The sequence below is a fragment of the Mesorhizobium sp. M0174 genome (genome assembly GCF_040322275.1).
GTDB lineage: Bacteria > Pseudomonadota > Alphaproteobacteria > Rhizobiales > Rhizobiaceae > Mesorhizobium.
On the sequence record NZ_JAMYTB010000019.1, the window covers coordinates 1 to 19,466 of the forward strand.

The 19,466-nt window shown below is 62.3% G+C and carries 16 protein-coding genes; 7 read left to right on the plus strand and 9 right to left on the minus strand.

Features of this window, described 5'->3' with window-relative positions; genetic code table 11:
• Positions 1 to 127 precede the first annotated feature (127 nt).
• The 4 genes from NKJ13_RS25140 to NKJ13_RS25160 all read left to right on the plus strand — a co-directional run bounded on the left by NKJ13_RS25140 (position 128) and on the right by NKJ13_RS25160 (position 5,537).
• On the plus strand, positions 128 to 2,491 hold the full coding sequence (locus NKJ13_RS25140; protein WP_352778722.1) for a hypothetical protein: 2,364 nt from the start codon (positions 128 to 130) through the stop codon (positions 2,489 to 2,491).
• 159 nt (positions 2,492 to 2,650) lie between these two features.
• Positions 2,651 to 2,917 (plus strand): dihydrofolate reductase family protein, encoded by a 267-nt coding sequence (locus NKJ13_RS25145; RefSeq protein WP_352778736.1) that lies wholly within the window; start codon positions 2,651 to 2,653, stop codon positions 2,915 to 2,917.
• A 78-nt stretch (positions 2,918 to 2,995) separates the two neighbouring features.
• Positions 2,996 to 4,726, plus strand: coding sequence for an adenylate/guanylate cyclase domain-containing protein (locus NKJ13_RS25150; RefSeq protein ID WP_352739221.1), 1,731 nt, complete (start codon positions 2,996 to 2,998; stop codon positions 4,724 to 4,726).
• Between the two features lie 274 nt (positions 4,727 to 5,000).
• Positions 5,001 to 5,537, plus strand: coding sequence for a dihydrofolate reductase family protein (locus tag NKJ13_RS25160; protein ID WP_352778723.1), 537 nt, complete (start codon positions 5,001 to 5,003; stop codon positions 5,535 to 5,537).
• A gap of 164 nt (positions 5,538 to 5,701) precedes the next feature.
• Here the strand turns inward: NKJ13_RS25160 and NKJ13_RS25165 are convergent, their stop codons facing one another.
• From NKJ13_RS25165 to NKJ13_RS25185, 5 genes are all read right to left on the minus strand, one after another.
• Positions 5,702 to 6,565, minus strand: coding sequence for a patatin-like phospholipase family protein (locus NKJ13_RS25165; protein ID WP_352703336.1), 864 nt, complete (start codon positions 6,563 to 6,565; stop codon positions 5,702 to 5,704).
• The gene (locus NKJ13_RS25170) at positions 6,562 to 7,812 is read right to left on the minus strand and encodes a M16 family metallopeptidase (protein WP_502899875.1); all 1,251 of its coding nucleotides are present in this window, start codon (positions 7,810 to 7,812) and stop codon (positions 6,562 to 6,564) included. Before NKJ13_RS25170 ends, NKJ13_RS25165 begins: the two co-directional genes overlap by 4 nt.
• Positions 7,813 to 7,978: 166 nt before the next feature.
• Entirely contained in the window at positions 7,979 to 9,343 is a 1,365-nt protein-coding gene (locus tag NKJ13_RS25175) for a M16 family metallopeptidase (RefSeq protein WP_352739167.1), read from the minus strand.
• 98 nt (positions 9,344 to 9,441) lie between these two features.
• Positions 9,442 to 9,996 (minus strand): 16S rRNA (guanine(966)-N(2))-methyltransferase RsmD, encoded by a 555-nt coding sequence (gene rsmD, locus NKJ13_RS25180; protein WP_352649677.1) that lies wholly within the window; start codon positions 9,994 to 9,996, stop codon positions 9,442 to 9,444.
• A complete protein-coding gene (locus NKJ13_RS25185) occupies positions 9,977 to 11,899 on the minus strand; it encodes a pseudouridine synthase (RefSeq protein ID WP_352739165.1) in 1,923 nt (640 codons plus the stop codon). The genes rsmD and NKJ13_RS25185 overlap by 20 nt, the downstream gene beginning before the upstream one ends.
• A gap of 76 nt (positions 11,900 to 11,975) precedes the next feature.
• On the opposite strand from NKJ13_RS25185, the gene NKJ13_RS25190 reads away from it, so the two are divergent.
• Positions 11,976 to 12,428, plus strand: coding sequence for a nucleoside deaminase (locus NKJ13_RS25190; protein WP_352739164.1), 453 nt, complete (start codon positions 11,976 to 11,978; stop codon positions 12,426 to 12,428).
• A 71-nt stretch (positions 12,429 to 12,499) separates the two neighbouring features.
• Here NKJ13_RS25190 and NKJ13_RS25195 read toward each other — a convergent pair whose 3' ends face one another.
• A complete protein-coding gene (locus tag NKJ13_RS25195) occupies positions 12,500 to 13,180 on the minus strand; it encodes a hypothetical protein (protein WP_352649680.1) in 681 nt (226 codons plus the stop codon).
• A gap of 195 nt (positions 13,181 to 13,375) precedes the next feature.
• Positions 13,376 to 16,366, minus strand: coding sequence for an isoleucine--tRNA ligase (ileS, locus tag NKJ13_RS25200; protein ID WP_352739162.1), 2,991 nt, complete (start codon positions 16,364 to 16,366; stop codon positions 13,376 to 13,378).
• A 358-nt stretch (positions 16,367 to 16,724) separates the two neighbouring features.
• Between ileS and NKJ13_RS25205 the strand changes: the two genes are divergently transcribed.
• Both NKJ13_RS25205 and NKJ13_RS25210 read left to right on the plus strand, forming a co-directional pair.
• Positions 16,725 to 17,099: an Xre family toxin-antitoxin system antitoxin gene (locus tag NKJ13_RS25205; protein WP_352479906.1), complete on the plus strand. Its 375-nt coding sequence runs from the start codon at positions 16,725 to 16,727 to the stop codon at positions 17,097 to 17,099.
• Positions 17,100 to 17,101: 2 nt separating this feature from the next.
• Positions 17,102 to 17,536, plus strand: a complete 435-nt coding sequence (locus NKJ13_RS25210; protein ID WP_352479905.1) for an RES family NAD+ phosphorylase — start codon at positions 17,102 to 17,104, stop codon at positions 17,534 to 17,536.
• A 16-nt stretch (positions 17,537 to 17,552) separates the two neighbouring features.
• Here the strand turns inward: NKJ13_RS25210 and NKJ13_RS25215 are convergent, their stop codons facing one another.
• On the minus strand, positions 17,553 to 18,359 hold the full coding sequence (locus NKJ13_RS25215) for a MipA/OmpV family protein (protein ID WP_502899876.1): 807 nt from the start codon (positions 18,357 to 18,359) through the stop codon (positions 17,553 to 17,555).
• Between the two features lie 199 nt (positions 18,360 to 18,558).
• On the minus strand, positions 18,559 to 19,464 hold the full coding sequence (locus NKJ13_RS25220; RefSeq protein WP_352739160.1) for an alpha/beta hydrolase: 906 nt from the start codon (positions 19,462 to 19,464) through the stop codon (positions 18,559 to 18,561).
• Positions 19,465 to 19,466: the final 2 nt, after the last annotated feature.

The following is a 19,466-nucleotide window of genomic DNA, read 5'->3' on the forward strand; positions in this document are numbered from 1 at the left end:
TCCGATGATCTGCTCTTCAGAGAAGCGGCTACGTTTCATGTCCTGGTCCTCTCGATGGGCCAGAACGAACTTCAAACCGGATTAGATCAGAGGGGCAAGGTCACGGCAGACCGCGTTAAAAGAGGCATTGGCAGATGTAAACCCAACCGATCCTGCGTCATTTGAGAGCTTTGTCGAAAAGCTAGACGCATTATCCGGCTGGCCCTACAAAAAATCTGACGCCTACAAGGCACTACGCGATCGGGTTCTCTACGGAGACCGTGCAAAGCACATCGACGTCATTGTCGCTGCGCGAAACCTGGGATTGTTCCAAAAGAACGATCTTTTACAAGCAATCAAGGACGAATGGACGCAAGACTCCCCGAGCCAACTAGTGGCACTTTCTGGAATTGGCCTGCGGCTGGTGCGGGAACACACCGAAGAATTGCTAAACAGGAAATGGGGCTTTGGTTCTGACCTCTTCAAATTGTCAGAGTTGACGAGCGTCCCGATTGATGAACTCGCCATTGCGCTGGTCGAGGCAGCGACGACCCGTGAACTAAATGCTGCGGCAATGACGTGGCTGAGCATTGCAACCATTCTTTCAAAGCGGGCCGATGCTGCCGTTCCCCGGATTGCGCTTGAGCGTCTACTTGATAGCGGCGCCGCAAGGCTGGCCGATCCGATTGGTGATGGGCCGTGGCGAGATGAGCTGGACGCTGGAACGGACGCCGACAGCATCGCCGCTGGCCTGCTGTGGTTTCGTCTCGGCTCGCCGATCGCAAGAGAGCGATGGCGTGCAGCGCATGCTCTGCGTTCGATTGCGCGTTATCAACGGTGGGGCATCATTGAACGCATGTTTATCTTGTTCGACGCGCCAGATGCGGGGGCATTTCAGGATCGCTCACTTCCCTTCTTTAGCTATCACGCCCAGTTATGGTTTCTACTAGCCGTTGCCCGTGTCGCTTTAGATTCTCCCGATGTGATCATTCGCTTTCGTCCGAGGCTGGAAGCGATCGCTTTTGACGACATGTTTCCACATGCGGGCCTACGCGAGGCCGCGTGCAAGGCGTTGCGACACTGCTTTGCAGGAAAACGCGATATGGACGCCAAGAAACTAATTTCCAGGATCGCCAAGATAAACGTATCCAAGTTTCCAGTTGCCAAAACTCGCAACAAGGGGGCGGATGATTTTCCTTGGGAACGGCCCAAGGATATTCCTGAGCCGGAACCGCGCTTTTATTTCGACTACGATTTTGAGAAGCAAAATATTGACAATCTTGCCAGAGTCTTCGGCCTTCCGAAATGGAAGATAAACGACCTCTGCCACGAGTTGGTACGCAAGTGGGGGCCCGGCGTGACCTCAATGAATGATTTCTCCGGCAGGGAACGTCCGTCTAGCCAGCGCGGATATTATCGGCCTACCGATGACGCCCATCAATCGCACGGCACCTATCTTGCGTGGCACGCACTGGCTGTGGTCGGAGGGCAGCTGCTTTTAGAGCGGCCGATTACTGACGAAAGCTACTATGACGATCCCTGGCAAAACTGGTTATCGGAGTATCGCGTCACGCGCGAGGATGGATATTGGATCTCCGACGGAACTAGTAGGTATCCGTTGGTGGCGCTCAACGATCTTAGAACCGGCACCGGGCCAGAGGCCGAACGCGATCTACCAATAGATGACAAGCGATTTTTGGCGACCCTTGCAGGCCTCGGCGAGCCATTGTCAAAAAATACAATCGTGCAGGCATCATGGTCGTCACCAGACAGTGTGACTTGCAGTGTCATGTCCGCCCTCGTTGCTCCAGCGAATGCTGAGTTGGCGGCTCTTGCCGTGGCAACGTCACCATCGTTCCATATGTGGCTGCCGTTCTATGAAACGTACGATGAAGAAGAACCAGGCTTCCGCCGCGACGGCATGCAGCCCTGCGATCCGTGGATCACACACGCGCAGAAGTCGGAGAATCTGGACAGATACGATCCGTTTGGGGCGCCAACGGCGCTATCAACTTACCGCCCTTCGGCATCCGTCATTACCAACTTCCAGCTCTCGGTGACGAAGCCTTGGTCTCATGCATGGATCGATAAAAGTCGTTCGGTCGCGTTCCGGTACGAAGGGTGGGGCGGCTGGCAAGGTGAGGGTGAAAGTGAGAACCGGCAGGATGGACATGCACTCTATTGTGATCGTTCGTTCCTTGCGCGGATGCTAAAAGAGCTCGATCGAAATCTGATCCTATTGGTCAAGCTCCAACGCTACCACGAGCGGAAGCGGTATGGGGATGAAGCCAGCGAAGAGGGCAAGTTCACATACTCATTCATGATTGCGGTCCTGGATAAGCAGCTCAATGTAAAGGTTATCGAACCGACGTCAGCGCAAATCGATGCCGTGGCAAAACTCGGTCAGTACGACGCCCACGACTTTGCCATACGGCTTCGAACCATTGCGGCATTGGGGTCGGTCAAGCAGTCGAAACGCTGGCAGAAGCCACGCCAGGAGGCCAAAGAATAGCTCATTCAGTTAGGCCGACCGACACCGCACGTTGCGCTCTTTTTCGGAGTCTGTCGCACCAGGCCGTGCCGTCCGTCCTCTGCCAGAAAGGAGCCCGCCCTGCCAAAACTCATCGTCACCGAATTCATCAGCGTCGACGGCATTGCCGAGGTCGAGACGCTGCCGGGCGTGACCTGGAACGATGAGATGCAAAAAAAATTCAAGGAGGACGAGCTTGCCGACAGCGGCGCCATGCTTTTGGGGCGCTATGAGATCTTTGTCGGCTCGTGGCCCCCACGGAACCGGAGACTTTGCCGACCGGTTCAACGCGCCGCCGAAATATGTCGCCTCGACGAGCTCGGCGCCGCGCCTCCCGCCATTGATACGATCGAGTTGGCAGCCACCAGGCGGAAGGTTCTGATCCGCCCTTTCCTGCTGCTGCGGTAGGAAGACTTGATTCAGCCACAAGCCCAAATTGCTGGATTTGGCGGCCCAGGAAGCGTAGGCTTGGTTTTTGGTTCAGCGATGGAACAGAGACTAGCCGCAATTCTGGCTGCCGATATGGCGGGCTACAGCCGGCTAATGGAAGCCGACGAATCCGGCACGCTCGCACGCCTTCGGACCCATCGCATAGAACTGGTCGATCCCGCTATCGCTAAGAACAAGGGCCGGATCATCAAGACCACCGGAGACGGCATGCTCGTTGAGTTCCAGAGCGTGACCGATGCCGTGAAATGCGCCGTGGAAATCCAACAGCGCATGAAACGGCGCAATTCGGATGTGCCCCAAGAACGGCGTATCGAATTCAGGATCGGCATAAATCTCGGCGACATCATTTTCGACGATGAGGACATTTTCGGCGACGGCGTCAATATTGCCTCGCGCATCGAGCAACTCGCCGACGTCGGCGGTATCTGCGTGACCGCAGCGGTGGCGACCCAAATTGCCGACCGTCTCGAAATTGCCATGGAGGACCTGGGCGAGAAGACGTTGAAGAACATCAGCCGCCCGGTTCGCCTCTATCGCATCGGGCTTGACAGTCCTGTCCTGCCGGAAGTCGAGGCAAAGCGATCCATCTCGAAACCTTCAATAGTGGTGCTGCCATTCACCAACATGAGCGGCGACCCCGAGCAGGAATTTTTCGCGGACGGACTGACCGAGGACATCATCACCGAACTGTCCCGCCACCATGAGTTGTTCGTCATCTCGCGCAATTCCAGCTTCGTCTACAAGAACCGCGCCGTGAATGTGCGCGAGGTGGCCGAGAAACTCGAGGTCCAATATCTGGTGGAGGGAAGCGTCCGCAAGATCGGCGAGAGGGTGCGCGTGACGGTTCAGCTCATCGACACGGCGAATGACGCTCATATCTGGGCAGACAAGTATGACCGGAAGCTGGTCGACATATTCGCGATTCAGGATGAGGTGACGGCGGCGATCGCAGCCACGCTGCCCGGTCGTGTCGAGGCGGCTCAGCGGGACCAGCTCGCGCGGGCGAAACCTGCAAACATGGCCGCGTATGAATGTGTGCTCGCTGCCAAGGTGCTGCATCACCGAAGCACGATTGCGGATAATGAACGCGCGCGAACCTTGATAGAAAGGGCCGTCGCGCTCGACCCCGATTATGCCCATGCCCATGCCTGGCGGGCCTGCATTCTTGGCCAGGCCTGGGTCCATAACTGGTGCGAAGACAGGGATGCCGTCTGGAACAACATTATGGCAGCGCTCGACAGGGCGCTGGCGCTAGACAACAACGATGCCGATGTCCACCGCATTCTCGCGGCAGTGAACGTGAACAACAATGAGCTGACCACTGCGCGCTACCATCAAGAGCGGGCGCTGGCCCTCAATCCCAATTACGACCTCGTGGTGGTGCAGCAAGGCGAGTTATTGACGTGGCTCGGGAGGCCGGAAGAGGGAATTGAATGGATCCGCAAGGCCATGCAGTTGAACCCACACCACCCGGAGAGGTTCTGGAGCCATCTGGGAAAGGCGCATTTCGCCGCGCGCCAGTATGGCGAGGCGATCGAAGCTTTCATGCATCTGTCGACCATGGACTCGGCTCAGCACGCCTTCGCCGCTGCCTGCTACGGCTGGCTCGGCGACGAAATCGCTGCCGCGGCGCATCTGGGCAAGATCAGAACGCTCGATCCCCAATTCGACCTCGAGTCATTCATCGCCACCCTGCACTATGCCCAGGAGTCCGATGTGCAGCACGTCCGCGAAGGACTGCTGAAAGCCGGTATTGCCAAGCTGTAGGCAGCCCGTGCCTCGCACGATCGGCGATAGGCTGGACCTTAGCCACGGCGAGATAGCTCGGCTCTCTTCTACCTTGCTGGGGTCATAGTACCAGTCGCCGACGCATGCTTCGACGTGGCGCAGATACTGGCCAGGAAACTGGAATTGCTCAGCCGGACGGTCATTGCAGATCGAATCTGAACAGGGAAAGCCCTCCCCCTGAAAAGGCGCCGCGCTAGTTGACGGTGCAGTTCGCACAAGACCCGCACGGCCGTCCCGACAGAAGGAACCCGCCATGAGAAAACTCATCATCACCGAATTCATCAGCGTCGATGGCATTGCCGAGGTCGAGAAGCTGCCGAGCGTGGCCTGGAACGATGAGATGCAAAAGTTCAAGGACGACGAGCTTGCCGACAGTGGCGCCATGCTGTTGGGGCGCACGACCTATGAGATTTTTGCCGGCTCGTGGCCCAAGGAGACCGGAGACTTCGCCGACCGGTTCAACGCGCTGCCGAAATATATCGCCTCGACCAGCTTGCAGGCGCTCGACTGGCAGCCGGCCGAGCTGCTGCAGGGCGCCTTGCCGGAAGCGGTCAGAGGGCTGAAGCAAGGCAGCGGCGGCAACATCTATGTGCATGGCAGCCTCAGCGTCGCGCAGGAATTGCTGCGCAACGGCCTGGTCGACCGCATCAGGCTGCTCAGCTACCCCGGTGCCGTCGGCCAGGGCAAGCTGCTGTTCCCGCCTGGCGCGCAATTGCCGCTCGAGCTGATCTCGGCCACGCAATTCAGCAACGGCGTGGTGGCGCTGGAGTATGCGGCTGGGACGGCATGATCAGCCAATCTCCCCCCTCGAGGGGGAGATGCCCGGCAGGGCAGAGGGGGGTCGGTTCGACCGGGCGCGGTTCCTCTCTTTCGACAGTGGCGCATTACGCGAGACGACCCCCTCTGTCGCCTTCGGCGACATCTCCCCCTCAAGGGGGGAGATTGGCAGCTTCCCTACACCGTCCGCTGCCTGCCCGCGACCGCAGCGTCTTCCCTCGCCTTCAGCGCCTGCTCCACCTCGCGCTTCAGCTCGTCCTTGATCGCCACCGTCTCGGCCATCAGCGCCTCGACTTTCATGAAGTCGAGCACCCGGTATTTCGACACCGCCGGCCGGACCAATATGTCGGGGCGGCTCTGGTTCAGCTTGCTGGCGATGATCGACTGCATCATCAGCTGCGTGGCGCCGAACATCAGGTCGACGGAGGTCGGGAATTTGCGGCCCGCCTCGGTCGGCGCGCCGACCACGTCGACGGCAATGATGATGTCGGCGTCGAGCTCGATCAGGTCGAATGGCACGGGATTGTAGATGCCGCCGTCGATCAGCATCCTGCCGTCGCGCATCACCGGGCGGAACACCGCCGGAATCGCCGCCGAGGCGGCCAGCGCCGAAGGCAGTTCGCCTTCGGCCAACACCGCGAGCTTGTGGCCATAAAAATCCGTTGCCGTCACCTTCAGCGGTATTTTGAGTTCGGCGAAGGTCTCGGGAATGGCATCGGGCAGGAACGCCTTGAGGATGCGCTCGACATTGAACTGGCTGACCCGCAGGCCGCCCTGCATCGCTTCGGCAAAAGTGCCGGGCCGCGCCCGCCACATGCGCGTCGCCACCTCGGCGCGCCGGCCGAGGATCGAGCGCGCATAGTCGTGGATGTCCTTGCCGGTCATGCCAGAGGCCATGCCGGCGCCCATGATGGCGCCGATCGACGAGCCGGCGATTGCCGCCGGCCTGATGCCCAGCTCGTCGAGCGCCTCGATAACATGGATATGCGCCAGCCCGCGCGCGCCGCCGCCGCCAAAGGCGATGCCGAAGCTAGGGCTCATCCCTTGTTGGCCGCGCCCAGCTTCGGCCCGACCACCATGACGGCCGGCTCGGCGGAGAGCAGCTTTTTCGCCACCGCTTTCACCTGGTCCTGCGTCACCGCGTTTATCAGGGCGGCGCGGCGCTGCATGTAGTCGATGCCGAGCTTGCCGAGCTGGATCTCGACCAGCGTTGAGGCGATCGCGCCCGAGGAATTCAGATTGTTGATGGCATAGGCGCCGATCATGTATTTCTTGGTCGCCGCCAGCTCGGCTTCGGTCGGCCCCTCCGCGGCCATGCGCTTGACCACGTCGCGCACCACGGCCAGCGTCTCGGCCGCCCTGTCGGCGCGGGTCGAGGTGGTGATGGACAGCGCCTCGGAATGCTGGTGGTCGACGAGGTCGGAGCTGACGCTGTAAGCCAGGCCGCGCTTTTCGCGCACCTCGTCGAACAGCCGCGAGGTGAAGGCGCCGCCGCCGAGGATCTCGTTCATCAGCACCGCGGCGAAGAAGTCCGGCGCATTCCGCTTCACGCCGGGATAGGCGAGCTGCAGCGAGGCCTGCGGCTGGTCGTAAACGACCTCGAGCTGCTGGCCGAGCTTCAGGTCGATGTCGGGAACGGGCGTCAGCGCCTGCTTTTCCGGCAGGCTGCCGAACACCAGGTCGAGCTTCTGCTTCAGCGTCTCGGCGTCGATGGCGCCGACCACCGCGACATGCAGGCCGTCGCGGGCGAAATTTGCCTTGTGGAAGGCGCTGAGATCGGCCGGCGTGATCGTCGCGATGCTTTGCCTGGTGCCCTGGTCGGGCCGCGCATAGGGATGCCTGCCGTAGATCGCGTCCAGCCATTTGCGTTGGGCGAGCGTATCGGGATCGCGCTCGCTGGCGATGATGCCGGACAGGATTTGCGCGCGGATGCGGTCGATCGGCACCTGGTCGAAGCGCGGCTGGTTGACCGCCACGCGCAGCAGGTCGAAAGCGCCGTCGCGCTGGTCGGCCAGCATGCGCATCGAACCGTAAATGCCATCGCGCTGCGCATCGAAGCTCATCTCGGCGCCGACCTCGTCAAGCTTGATCTGGAAGGCCTCGCTGTCGAGGTTGCCGGCACCTTCGTCGAACAGGCCGCTCATCAGATTGGCAAGCCCTTCCTTACCGGGCGGATCCTGCGTCGCGCCGCCATCGAAAACGAAGCGGATGGCGACGATCGGCACCGAATAATCCTCCACCAGCCAGGCGGTAATGCCCTTCGACGAGGTCACCTCCTGGATGTTCATGGCAGCACGGGCGGAAAGCGCGGGCAGGACGAGGAAGACGAGGGAGAGGATGAGGGTTGCTAGAAGCGGGCCGGCGTGCTGGCGCTTCCCTTCTCGCCCTGTGGGAGAAGGGGAGGAGCCCACGAGGGGAGAAGGCAGAGCGGGACCATGCTGGCTCATCATCAAATCAATTCCCAGCTTGGATTTGCGGCAGAAGATAGCCGGTCGTTGCGTGGTCGAGATTGAGATAGCGGGCAGCGACTTCCTTGACCTGGTCGGCGGTGACCTTGCGGATGCGGTCCGGCCATTGCTGAACGTCCTGGACGTTGCCGCCGGTGGCGAGTGTCGAGCCGTAGATGTTGGCCATGTCCTCCTGCTTGTCGCGGGCGAAGATCATCGAGCGAACGAAACGGTCCTTGGATTTTTCCAGCTCGTCGCTGGTGACGCCGTCTTTGGCGATGCGGGCGATCTCGGCGTCGACCGCGGCCTCGACGTCGGCAAGCTTGGCATCGCCGCGCGGCGCACCGTAGACGGTGAAATTGGTGTCGTCGAGCATGGTGCCCTGGAAGAAGGCGCCGGCCGTCGCGGCGATGCCTTGCCTGACGACAAGCTCCTGGTAGAGCCGGCTGCGGTTGCCGCCGCCGAGGATTTCGGACAGCACGTCGAGCGCTTCGGCTTCGCCCGGCTTTGCCGTGTGATAGGACGGGACCACCCATTGCGTGGTAAGGCTCGGCACGCTGACGCGCCCGTCGGTCAGCGTCACCGTACGCCTGGTGTTCTGTTCCGGCTCGACCGGGCGGATGCGCGGCGGCAGATCCGGGCCGCGCGCGACCTTGCCATAGGTCTTTTCGGCCAGCGCCTTGACCGTTTCCGGCTCGACATCGCCGGCCACCACCAGCACGGCGTTATTGGGTGTATAGTACTTGTTGTAGAAGGCCATCGCGTCGGTGCGGTTCAGCTTCTCCATCTCCTGCATCCAGCCGATGACCGGAATGCGGTAGGGCTGGTTCTGCCACAGCGTGGCGTCGATCTCTTCGTCGAGCACCGCCTGCGGATTGCTATCTATGCGCGAGCGGCGCTCTTCGAGGATGACGTCGCGCTCGGTCTTGATGACATCGTCGGTGAGGATGAGGTTGCGCATGCGGTCAGCCTCGAAGCCCATCATCTCACCGAGCGCCTGCGGCACCACCGTCTCGTGAAAGGCGGTGTAGTCGTAGGAGGTGAAGGCGTTGTCCGAGCCGCCGATGGCGGCGACGGCGCGGTCGAGTTCGCCGGCCGCATGGCTGCTGGTCGCCTTGAACATCAGATGCTCGAAGAAATGGGCGATGCCGGACTTGCCCGGCGGCTCGTCGGCGCTGCCGATCTTGTACCAGACCATATGGGTGACGATCGGGGCGCGGTGATCGGGGATGACCACGACCTCCATGCCGTTGTCGAGCAGGAAATCGGTCACGACGCCGTCGTCGGGATTGTTGCCCGCCAGAGCCGGCGCGGCCATCACCAGAGCCAGCCCCAAGAGCGTTGCGCGCAGCCATTCAGCCTGAAATGTCATAGATGGCTCCGGTTTGGTGGTGGGACGATAGGCGGGGTTGCTGGTCGAGGCAAAGCGAATTGTGCGTCATTTTGAAGGCGCCATCGCGGACACCGAACTCAGGCGGCCTCGATGAACCGGATGACCGTCTCGCCATAGTTGCGCTCGTCGACAACCGAAAAGCCCGGCCCTGTCTCGAACGGCGCCGCCGTCGCTTCCTCGACGATGCAGAGCGCGCCGGGGGCGAGCCAGCCGCCGGCCTTGGCCGAGCGCAAGGCACGTTCGCCAAGGCCTTTGCCATAGGGCGGATCGGCAAAGACCAGGCCGAATGCGGCGATGGTGCCCGCCTCGCCCAAGCCCGTCGCGTCGCGGCGGAATATCTTGGTGCGGCCGGTGAGGCCGAAGGCCTCGACATTGGTGCGGATCACGCCGCGCCCTTCGGCGGATTCCTCGATGAAGACAGCGTAGGAGGCGCCGCGCGACAGCGCTTCGAGGCCGAGCGCACCGGTGCCGGCGAACAGGTCGAGGACCCGCGCGCCGTCCAGTCTTTCGGGAAAGCGATGCGCCAGCACGTTGAAGACCGCCTCACGCGTGCGGTCGGTGGTCGGGCGGATGGCAAAGGTGCGGGGCGTCGCCAGCGGACGCCCGCGAAACTCACCGCCGACGATCCGCATTGCTTCCCTTCGGGCCGCCGCGCGGCCGGTCGCCACCGCCATCCTGACGCTCGCCGCGTGGCTTGCCGAACGGCTTTGCGCCGCCGCCTTGCGGCTTGCCGCCGGGCTTGCTGTAAGACGGCTTGAACGAGGCCTTGCGCGCCTTGTTTTCTGCCGCCTTGGCGGCGTCTGCCTCCGCCCTGCCCTTGCCGATCGGCCGTGCGCCCGGCGCCATCCAGACATTGGCCTTGCGCTGGCCCGGCGGCTCGATCGGCCGCTGCTCGCGTTCGGACTTCTTCCCACCGAAGCCGCCACGCGGCTTGTCGCCACGGGGTTTGTCCCCGAAGTCGCTGCGTTCAGGTCTGGGGCCACGCTCGCCAAAGCTCTTTTTCGGCCCAAAGCTCCTGTCGGGGCTTGTCGACAGCTTGCCGAGCGCTTCGTCGCGGCTGCCTTCGCGACGCTTGCGGTTCTTGATCAGGCCGCCCTCGCCGATCGGCCGGCGTTCGCCGTCGCGGGTGAATTTCGGCCGCTCGGGCTCCTCCTCCCGCTCACGCCTGACCGGCTTGTTGGAAAACGGCTTGGCGATATCGGCGTCGAAATTGGCGCCGGACTCTTCGACCAGACGCTCGCCGAGTTGGTCGCGCAGCACGCGGCCCTTGATCTCCAGCACATGGCCTTCCGGCAAATCATCGAGCTGGAACGGCCCGTAGGAAATGCGGATCAGCCGCGTCACGTCGAGACCGAGCGAGCCCAGGATATTCCTGACCTCGCGGTTCTTGCCTTCGCGCAGGCCGAGTGTCAGCCAGGCGTTCGAGCCCTGCTCGCGGTCGAGCGTCGCTTCGATGGCGCCATAAAAGATGCCGTCGACGGCAAGGCCTTCGCGCAGGCCAGCAAGCGCGCTTTCCTCGACTTTGCCGTGGACGCGCACGCGGTAGCGCCTGAGCCAGCCGGTGGCCGGCAGTTCGAGGACGCGCGACAGGCCGCCATCATTGGTGAGCAGCAGGAGGCCTTCGGTGTTGATGTCGAGCCGGCCGATGGTCATCAGCCGCGGCAGCCCGGGGGGCAGCACATCGAAGACGGTCTTGCGGCCTTCGGGATCGCGGTTGGTGGTGACCACGCCGGCCGGTTTGTGGAACAGGAACAGCCTGGTGCGCTCGATCGGCGGGATCTCCATGCCGTCGAGATGGATGATGTCGCCGGGCATCACGTTGAAGGCCGGCGAGGACAACACCTTGCCATTGACCTTGACGCGACCGGCCGCAATCAGTTCCTCGGCGTCGCGGCGCGAGGCCAGGCCGGCACGCGCCAGCCGCTTGGCAATGCGTTCGCCGGCTTCTTCCGTTACCTCGACGCGACGCGGGCGCGGCCTGAAGCCGCCGTCCGACGCCGCCCGTGCCGTTTGTGCACCTTGCGGCCGATCGCCGCCAAAATCACGCTTAGGACGATCGCCGAAGTCACGCTTGGGACGGTCGAAGCGCCTTTCACCGTGCTCGCCTTCGGCAGCGGCCGGCCGGTCGCCGCGCGGTGCGTACGGCTTGCGTGGGCCCTCGCGCTGTTCATAAGGCTTGCCTTCCGGACGCGGCCCTTTGCTGAACGGCCGGTCGCCGCCCTTGAAGTCGCGCTTCGGCGGTTCGCCTTCAGCCGCCGCTGGCCGGTCGCCGCGCGGTGCGTACGGCTTGCGTGGACCCTCGCGCTGTTCATAAGGCTTGCCTTCCGGACGCGGCCCTTTGCTGAATGGCCGGTCGCCTTTGAAGTCGTGCTTCGGCCGTTCGCCTTCGGCCGCCGGCCGATCGCCGCGCGGAGTGTAGGTTCTTTTGGCGCCGAAGGACGGCTTGCCGCCCTTGCCGGGAGCGCTATCGCGACCGCGCGGCCCTGCCGGCTTCGGGCCGGCCTTGCGCGGGAATTTCTTATTTTTGTCGTCCATGTGGCCTTTGCTCGTTTGCGCGGGTAGTAACAGGATCGCGCTCTAGTGGCGAGGAGATAATCGGAATGGAAACCGCGTGAGGCGGCAGGATTTCATGGCGCTGGCGCTGAAAGAAGCCGAAGCCGCCGCCCAGCGTGGCGAGGTGCCGGTTGGCGCGGTCGTCGTCGGCGGCGATACGGTCGTTGCGAGTGCCGGCAACCGCACCCGCGAGTTCGCCGATCCCACCGCTCATGCCGAGATGCTGGCGATCCGCGAAGCCTGCCGCAAGCTTTCCAGCGAGCGGCTCAGCGGCCACGATCTCTATGTGACGCTGGAGCCGTGCGCCATGTGCGCCGGCGCCATCTCCTTCGCCAGGCTGCGCCGGCTCTATTTCGGCGCTGCCGACGAGAAGGGCGGCGCAGTGGTCAACGGCGTTCGCTTCTTCACGTCACCGACCTGCCACCATGTGCCCGACATCTATCCGGGCATGGCCGAGAACGCTGCAGCAGTGCTGCTGAAAGACTTTTTTCGCGAGCGACGCGGACCCTGATTTTCTGGTCCGGCAGACGGTCCAAATCCAAGTCAGCCAATCCAGGCAAGAACGTCTCTGGCGCTGTCAGGCTACCAGGGCAGCCAGTCGAACATGCCGCCGCTCTTGCTCTTGGCGGCCGCCTCCTTCTTGAGGCGGCGTTCCTTCTTGTACTCATCCTCGCCGAGGTCATCCACCGGCGCGGTGGGGGCGGCGGCGCGGTATTGCACCGGCGGCTCGCTCAGATATCTGCGGGTGGTCGGGTCGCCCTGTTTGCCTTCAGCCAGACGGCGCTTGACTTCCGCGGCGCGGCCCTTGTCCGAATCCGCTGGAGTCCAGGCCGGCGGATGGCTCGAAGCCGACTGCGCCATCGCGGCCTTGACGGCCACCGGGTCGGTCTGCACGTCATCGACAATCTGCGCCTGGTAGGCCGGGTCGTCCTGATGCAGGGTGGCATCGGCGCGCAGGCGGGCACGGCGCTGCTCCGGCGATTCGGGCCATTCAGCACTTGCCGTTTCGATGCTTTCCTGGGGCGGCGGCAAGACTTCCTTCTGCCCCGGCCCTGGCTTCACCAGCGTGGGGCGCGGCTTGTAGTCGATGTTGTTCTTGCGCTTGGGTGCGAAGGAAAAAGCCCCCGTGAGGTCGTCGGCAAGCTGCGAGGCAGCAGGCTTGTCGGTCCCATAAGTGGGCGAGCCCATGCAGCCGGACAAGGCAAGGCCCGATACGACAAGCGGCGCCAGCAGCGCAACGCGCGCGTAAGTTCTCTCGGTCATGCCAAAAAGTCCCACTGTAGACAGCCTCTCGATTGCCGCCGGCCAAAGAAAGGTCCGGTCCCCGTCGCCTATGCTCTTCCGACGGAATTCCGGCGACAATTTGTCGTCCGGAGTTTCGCGTGTTTACCTCAACCACTCGTTAAGGGCAACGCGCCGGGGCCGATCGGCCGCCCGCCGTGGCATTTGTGCACCGCCTTAGAGGCGGCTCAAAGCCTTGAGTTCATGCAGGACAGCGGCGTCACGGGCCGAAACATCCGGGAATTCCGGATCTGAGCCGACATCGGCGGTGTAGCGCCAGGAGCGCGCGCACTTCACCAGGCCACGGTCCTCCGCCTTCTCGACGACCACGGCGACGCCCTTGATGTCGTCGAGGGTAAAGCTGCCCGCCGACGCCTTGCCGTGCACGATTACCAGATCGCTGGTGATCGCCATCTCGGCCATATCGACATCGGCGATCGACGCTTCGAGCGCGGGATCGTCGAGGGTGACGACCGGCACCGCTTCCAGCGAAGAGCCGATGACCTTCTGCGCGCGGGCGATTTCCAGCGCGCCGGTGACGACACGGCGGACCTGCCGCACCTTGCGCCACTTCTCCGCCAGCGCCTCGTCCTTCCAGTCCGCCGGGATTTTCGGGAACTGGTCGAGATGCACGGAGACCGCATCCGGATGACGGTCGAGCCAAGCCTCTTCCATAGTGAAGGGCAGCATCGGCGCCAGCCATTTCACCAGGCAGTCGAAGAGATGGCGCACCACCTGCACGGAAGCCTTGCGCTTCACGCTGGAATGCGCTTCGCAGTAAAGCGCGTCCTTGCGGATGTCGAAATAGAAGGCCGATAGCTCGACCACCATGAAGTCGAGCAGCGCGCGGGTGATGCGCTTGAATTCGAACGCGTCGTAGCCCGAGCGTACGACTTCATCGAGTTCGGCGAGCCGGTGCAGCATCAGCCGCTCCAGCTCCGGCATCTTGTCCAGCGGCACCTCCTCGCCGTCGTCATGGGCGAGTGTGCCCAGCATCCAGCGGATGGTGTTGCGCAGCTTGCGGTAGGCGTCGATATTGGTCTGCAGCACGTTCTTGCCGAGCCGCTGGTCTTCCCAATAATCGGTCGTCACCACCCACAGCCGCAAGATGTCGGCGCCGGACTGCTTGATGACGTCCTGCGGCACGACGGTGTTGCCGAGCGACTTCGACATTTTCCGCCCCTCCTCATCCATGGTGAAGCCATGGGTGACGACGGTGTCATAGGGCGCCCTGCCCCTGGTGCCGCAGCTTTCGAGCAGCGAGGAGTGGAACCAGCCGCGATGCTGATCGGAGCCTTCGAGATAGAGGTCGGCCGGCCATTTCAGGTCGGGCCGGTCCTCAAGCGTGAAGGCATGCGTCGAGCCTGAATCGAACCAGACATCGAGGATGTCCATGACCTGCTGCCATTTCGAGGCATCGTGATTGCCGAGGAACCGCTCCTTGGCGCCGGCGGCGAACCAGGCGTCGGCGCCTTCTTTCTCGAAGGCGTCCATGATGCGCTGGTTGACTGCCTCGTCGCGCAGCACGTTGCCGTCGGCATCGGCAAAGACGGCGATCGGCACGCCCCAGGCGCGCTGGCGCGACAGCACCCAGTCGGGGCGCTCCTCGATCATCGCGCGGATGCGGTTCTGGCCGGCGGCGGGCACGAAGCGGGTATCGTCGATGGCTTTCAGCGCGCGGCCGCGCAGCGTCGTGCCGTCGCCAAGCTCCTGGTCCATATAGACGAACCATTGGGGCGTGTTGCGGAAGATGATCGGCTTCTTCGAGCGCCAGGAATGCGGATAGGAGTGCTTCAGGCGGCCGCGCGCGAACAGCGCGTTGCGCTTGATCAGCTCGTCGATGACAGCCTGGTTGGCGTTGCCCTTCTTGCCATTGTCGTCGATGACGCGCGCCGCTCCACCCTCGCGGTGCGGGCCGAAGCCCGGCGCGTCCTTGGTGAAGAAGCCGGCATCGTCAACGGTGAAGGGGATCGCAGTGTCGATGCCGCGCTGGCGAAGGTCAGAGGCGGCATCCATCCAGGCGTCAAAGTCTTCGCGGCCGTGTCCCGGCGCGGTGTGGACGAATCCGGTGCCGGCATCGTCGGTGACATGATCGCCGGCGAGCATGGGCACGGGAAAATCGTAGCCGCCACCCAGACTTTTGAGGGGATGCGAAAGCGTAAGATTTTCAAGCTCTTCGGCGCCAACGTTGCGAAGCCGATTCAGGGTGACCTTGGCCTTCGCGGCAGCGTCGTCTGCAAGTTTCTCGGCAAAGATCAGCTTTTCGCCGGGCTGGGGACCAAAGGCGTTCTCGGCCGCCGTAACCTCATAGAGACCATAGTTGATGCGCGGCGAGTAATTGACGGCGCGGTTGCCGGGGATTGTCCACGGCGTCGTCGTCCAGATGACGACGCTGGCATCAAGCAGATCGAGCGACGTCTGCGTCAGCTTGGGATCCAGGGCTGGCTGTCCATCCTCGATGTTGATGACCTGGCGAGCGAGGCTGACGACCGGAAACTTCGCCCAGATCGTGTCCGACTCATAGTCCTGGTATTCGACCTCCGCCTCGGCCAGCGCGGTGCGTTCGACGACGCTCCACATCACCGGCTTGGAGCCGCGATAGAGCTGGCCGGACATGGCGAATTTCAGCAGCTCGCCGGCGATGCGCGCCTCGGCGTGGAAAGCCATCGTCGTATAGGGATTGTCGAAGTCGCCGACGACGCCGAGGCGCTGGAATTCGGAACCCTGCACCTTGATCCAGTGCGCCGCAAACTCACGGCATTCCTGCCGGAACTCGTTAACCGGCACCTCGTCCTTGTTCTTGCCCTTGGCGCGGTACTGCTCCTCGATCTTCCATTCAATCGGCAGGCCGTGGCAATCCCAACCGGGTACATAGTTCGAGTCATAGCCGCGCATCTGAAACGAGCGGGTGATGACGTCCTTGAGGATCTTGTTCAGCGCGTGGCCGATATGGATGTTGCCATTGGCGTAAGGCGGGCCGTCGTGCAGCACGTATTTTTCGCGGCCGGCTGCGTCTTCGCGCAGCTTGCGGTAAAGGTCCATGTCCTGCCAGCGCTTGACCAGCAGCGGTTCCTTTTCCGGCAAACCGGCGCGCATCGGGAAATCCGTCTGCGGCAGGTAGAGCGTTTTGGAATAGTCGATCGTCTCGGCGGTCTCGGTATCAGTCATTCGTCTGCCATATGCGTTGCCGGCGGCAAAAGAGCCGGGCGTTGAAGTTCTTCGCTTTGACGCATATCGTCTTCCCAAAACCGGACCCACTTTTGGGCGATATGCGTTGATGATCTGGAAAAAGCGCGAGAGGCCGCGCGCAAGATTCCCGGCGGCCCCGGCGGCGGTCAAGCCGCCCGGAACACCGGGCCTGTAATTCGTATCGCAGTCGCGAGAAGGCGCGAAAAGCTCGTCATGGCTGGGCTTTTAACCGAGACAGGCGATATTGAAAAGCCCGAACTCTGATGCTTCCTTGCGTTAGGTGCCAATTGCGCATACATTTGTAGGCAAATGGCCTGCAGTGCCAAGGAAACAATTCATGTCGGTCGCAGCAAGGGCAATTCGCGCAACACGCGACTTTTCCGTCCCTACGGACAAGATCGATCATCTGCGCAGTCTGGGTTTCAGTAGCGAAGAACTCTATCGTATCGTTGCCCCCCGCCGCACGCTGGCGCGTCGCAAGGAACATGCCGAGCCGCTTTCGCCAGCTGAATCCGACCGCGCCCTGCGCCTTGAACGCATCGCCGAGCAGGCGGATCGGGTATTCGGTAGCCATGAGAAAGCCCAGCGTTGGCTGAGAAGCGAGATCATAGCATTGGATGGTGCAAGGCCGATCGATCTCCTTGAGACAGAGACCGGCGCCCACGTCGTTTCCGAAGAGCTTATCCGTATCGACTTTGGCATGCTTGCCTGACGATGCGCATCTGGCGCATCTCCAGTTTCGCGGATCTCTCGGGTCGTGGCGGAACGCTCGTTGATGGAAGATGGAACAGGCGCGGAATGCCCATCGTCTATTGCACCGACCACCCTTCGACGGCACTGCTGGAGATACTGGTGCATGCGACGCGCGAAACCGTTCCGGAAACCTACCAGCTTATCGAAATCGACGTTCCGGACGGAATAGAAATGACCGAACCGGTTATCCAGGACGGCTGGGACAAGGACATGGAATCGACCCGGCGACAGGGCACGGACTTTCTCTCGGCCAATCGTTACGCGCTCATGAAAATTCCTTCGATCATAATGCGCAAGGCAAACAACTATCTGCTCAACCCGACCCATGACGATGCGTCACGCATTACGATTGCGGGCCTATACCATTATCCGTTCGACAGCCGTTTGATCAAATGAGCCGACGCCCGCCCGCTCACATCGAGAAATCGAAGCGGTAGGTTGTCGACACGCCGATCGTGAACTGGTTGCGATCGCCGCGCTCCTTGACCAGGCTGGAATCGCCGGCCGGGCCCATCAGGCGGGAATATTCGCCGAACAGACTGGCCGTCATCGGCTCGGTCACCTTCCAGGTCACCGCGCCGCCCAGGCCCGCCGACTTCACCCCGCCACCGGGATGATATTCGCTGAGCCCCGAGGCCAGGGACTCCTCGGCATCAACGCCGTAATAGGCGTCGAAATAGTCCGATGAGGCGAATGAAACGCGCGGCCCGCCCGAAATCCTGACATCGGGCGTCACATCGTAAAAGGCGTCGGCGGCGATGTCGGCGACAAAGCCGTTATGGGCGCGAATGCCATGCCGCAATTCGGCGCGGGCACGCAGCCAATCCAAAGGATAGAATTCGAAGAAGCCGCCAGCCTCGCCGCCCCAGCGCACCGGGCCGAGGCCCTTCAACTCGTCGGCGTCACCACCGTCGCGGGAAAACAGGAACTTGCCTGTCAGGCCGGTTCGGATGCCGCCATCGTCGATCAATGCCAACGAGATATTGTCGTTGCGCGAGGTGAAGCGCGCCGCGGGACCAGCCTTGCCGAGCGAGATGATCGGCGAGGCGCTGAGCAGGTACTTTTTGCCGCCTTCGAAATTCGGGGCAACCATGCCGGTGGCGCCGACCGTCAGGTACCAGTCTCCGGACATCCAGCCGAAGGTGCCCTCGCCTGCCTTGGCAACGCCGCAGGTGCCGAGCATGAATGCGGCCAAGACCGTCGGGACAGACCGCATCATTACTCCATATGTCGAACGCGTTGACCAACACTATCAGCCTTTATCCAAGCCATGGCGCCAGTTCGGTAAAATTTGACTTAATGTCCGTAACGTTGGCGGCATTGGCCGGGCTGTTTTCCGCATTGCAGCGAATTGTACTGGCGCACCAAGATTCCAGATCAAGACGTTTGGAATGCGCCAGCAGCTGCCTCGGCAGGGGTTATAAATATTCGCGGGCAAACATGCCCGCGCTGTGAAGAGCGCGCCGACCGGCACCCAGCCCCGCATTCCAAACCGGCCAAGCGTGAATCATATGCGGCCAAATTTCGAGACGTACTTTGACGTCAGCCGCGCCAGCGGCTTCCGCGAGCCGAGTTGCGTCCGACAACAGCGTCTCGGCCGAACCGACTTGTATAAGCATTGGGGGAAATCCGCTCAGATCGGCGAACAAAGGCGAGATCAGCGGATCGCGCCGATCAACGCCATTGGGAACATAGGCGGTTGCCAGTTCCCCCAAATACGCCCGGTGGATGATAGGGTCGATTGCGTCCTTTGTTGATAGTGTCGCGCCGGACATCGAAAGGTCCGTCCAGGGCGAACACAGCCAAAGACATCGCGGCAACCGCTCGCCTGCCGTGCGCAATATACTGACCAGGCACAGGGTGAGGTTGCCGCCCGCACTGTCTCCCCCAACCACGGTGCGATCCGGCGCAATGCCCTGCCGCCTCAGAAAGCGCCATGCGGTGAGTGCGTCTTCATGTTGCGCAGGGAAAGGATGTTCCGGCGCGCGTCGATAGGCGATCGCGAGGGTGCGCATTCCCATTGCCCGGCCTGCCTCGGTCACCATTCGACGATGACTTTTAAGAGAGCCGGAGCAGTAGCCGCCACCGTGGAAAAAGAGCAGAATCTTATCCTTGTCACTGCCAGGCGCCAGGGACCACTCTCCCTCGAGGCCATCGAAAACCGCATGCTCGCATCGGATGTCCTCCGCGACCGGCCAGACCGAACCGACTTCGTCGAGCCGTGCCCGGCGTTCGTCCCAGCGGACCGTTCGTGGTTTTGACGTCAACAGCCTGCGGACGGCGTTGATCTCCAGCAGATCGCGGTGTTCGTCCATATCGCTCATTT

Bases quoted from the DNA above. Each gene is read 5' to 3' on its own strand.
- NKJ13_RS25175 (WP_352739167.1), bottom strand. From the start codon at position 9,343: ATGACATTTCAGGCTGAATGGCTGCGCGCAACGCTCTTGGGGCTGGCT.
- NKJ13_RS25160 (WP_352778723.1), top strand. From the start codon at position 5,001: ATGAGAAAACTCATCATCACCGAATTCATCAGCGTCGATGGCATTGCC.
- NKJ13_RS25185 (WP_352739165.1), bottom strand. From the start codon at position 11,899: ATGGACGACAAAAATAAGAAATTCCCGCGCAAGGCCGGCCCGAAGCCG.
- NKJ13_RS25195 (WP_352649680.1), bottom strand. From the start codon at position 13,180: ATGACCGAGAGAACTTACGCGCGCGTTGCGCTGCTGGCGCCGCTTGTC.
- NKJ13_RS25150 (WP_352739221.1), top strand. From the start codon at position 2,996: ATGGAACAGAGACTAGCCGCAATTCTGGCTGCCGATATGGCGGGCTAC.
- NKJ13_RS25210 (WP_352479905.1), top strand. From the start codon at position 17,102: ATGCGCATCTGGCGCATCTCCAGTTTCGCGGATCTCTCGGGTCGTGGC.
- NKJ13_RS25170 (WP_502899875.1), bottom strand. From the start codon at position 7,812: ATGAACATCCAGGAGGTGACCTCGTCGAAGGGCATTACCGCCTGGCTG.
- ileS (WP_352739162.1), bottom strand. From the start codon at position 16,366: ATGACTGATACCGAGACCGCCGAGACGATCGACTATTCCAAAACGCTC.
- NKJ13_RS25215 (WP_502899876.1), bottom strand. From the start codon at position 18,359: ATGATGCGGTCTGTCCCGACGGTCTTGGCCGCATTCATGCTCGGCACC.
- NKJ13_RS25165 (WP_352703336.1), bottom strand. From the start codon at position 6,565: ATGAGCCCTAGCTTCGGCATCGCCTTTGGCGGCGGCGGCGCGCGCGGG.
- NKJ13_RS25220 (WP_352739160.1), bottom strand. From the start codon at position 19,464: ATGAGCGATATGGACGAACACCGCGATCTGCTGGAGATCAACGCCGTC.
- NKJ13_RS25205 (WP_352479906.1), top strand. From the start codon at position 16,725: ATGTCGGTCGCAGCAAGGGCAATTCGCGCAACACGCGACTTTTCCGTC.
- rsmD (WP_352649677.1), bottom strand. From the start codon at position 9,996: ATGCGGATCGTCGGCGGTGAGTTTCGCGGGCGTCCGCTGGCGACGCCC.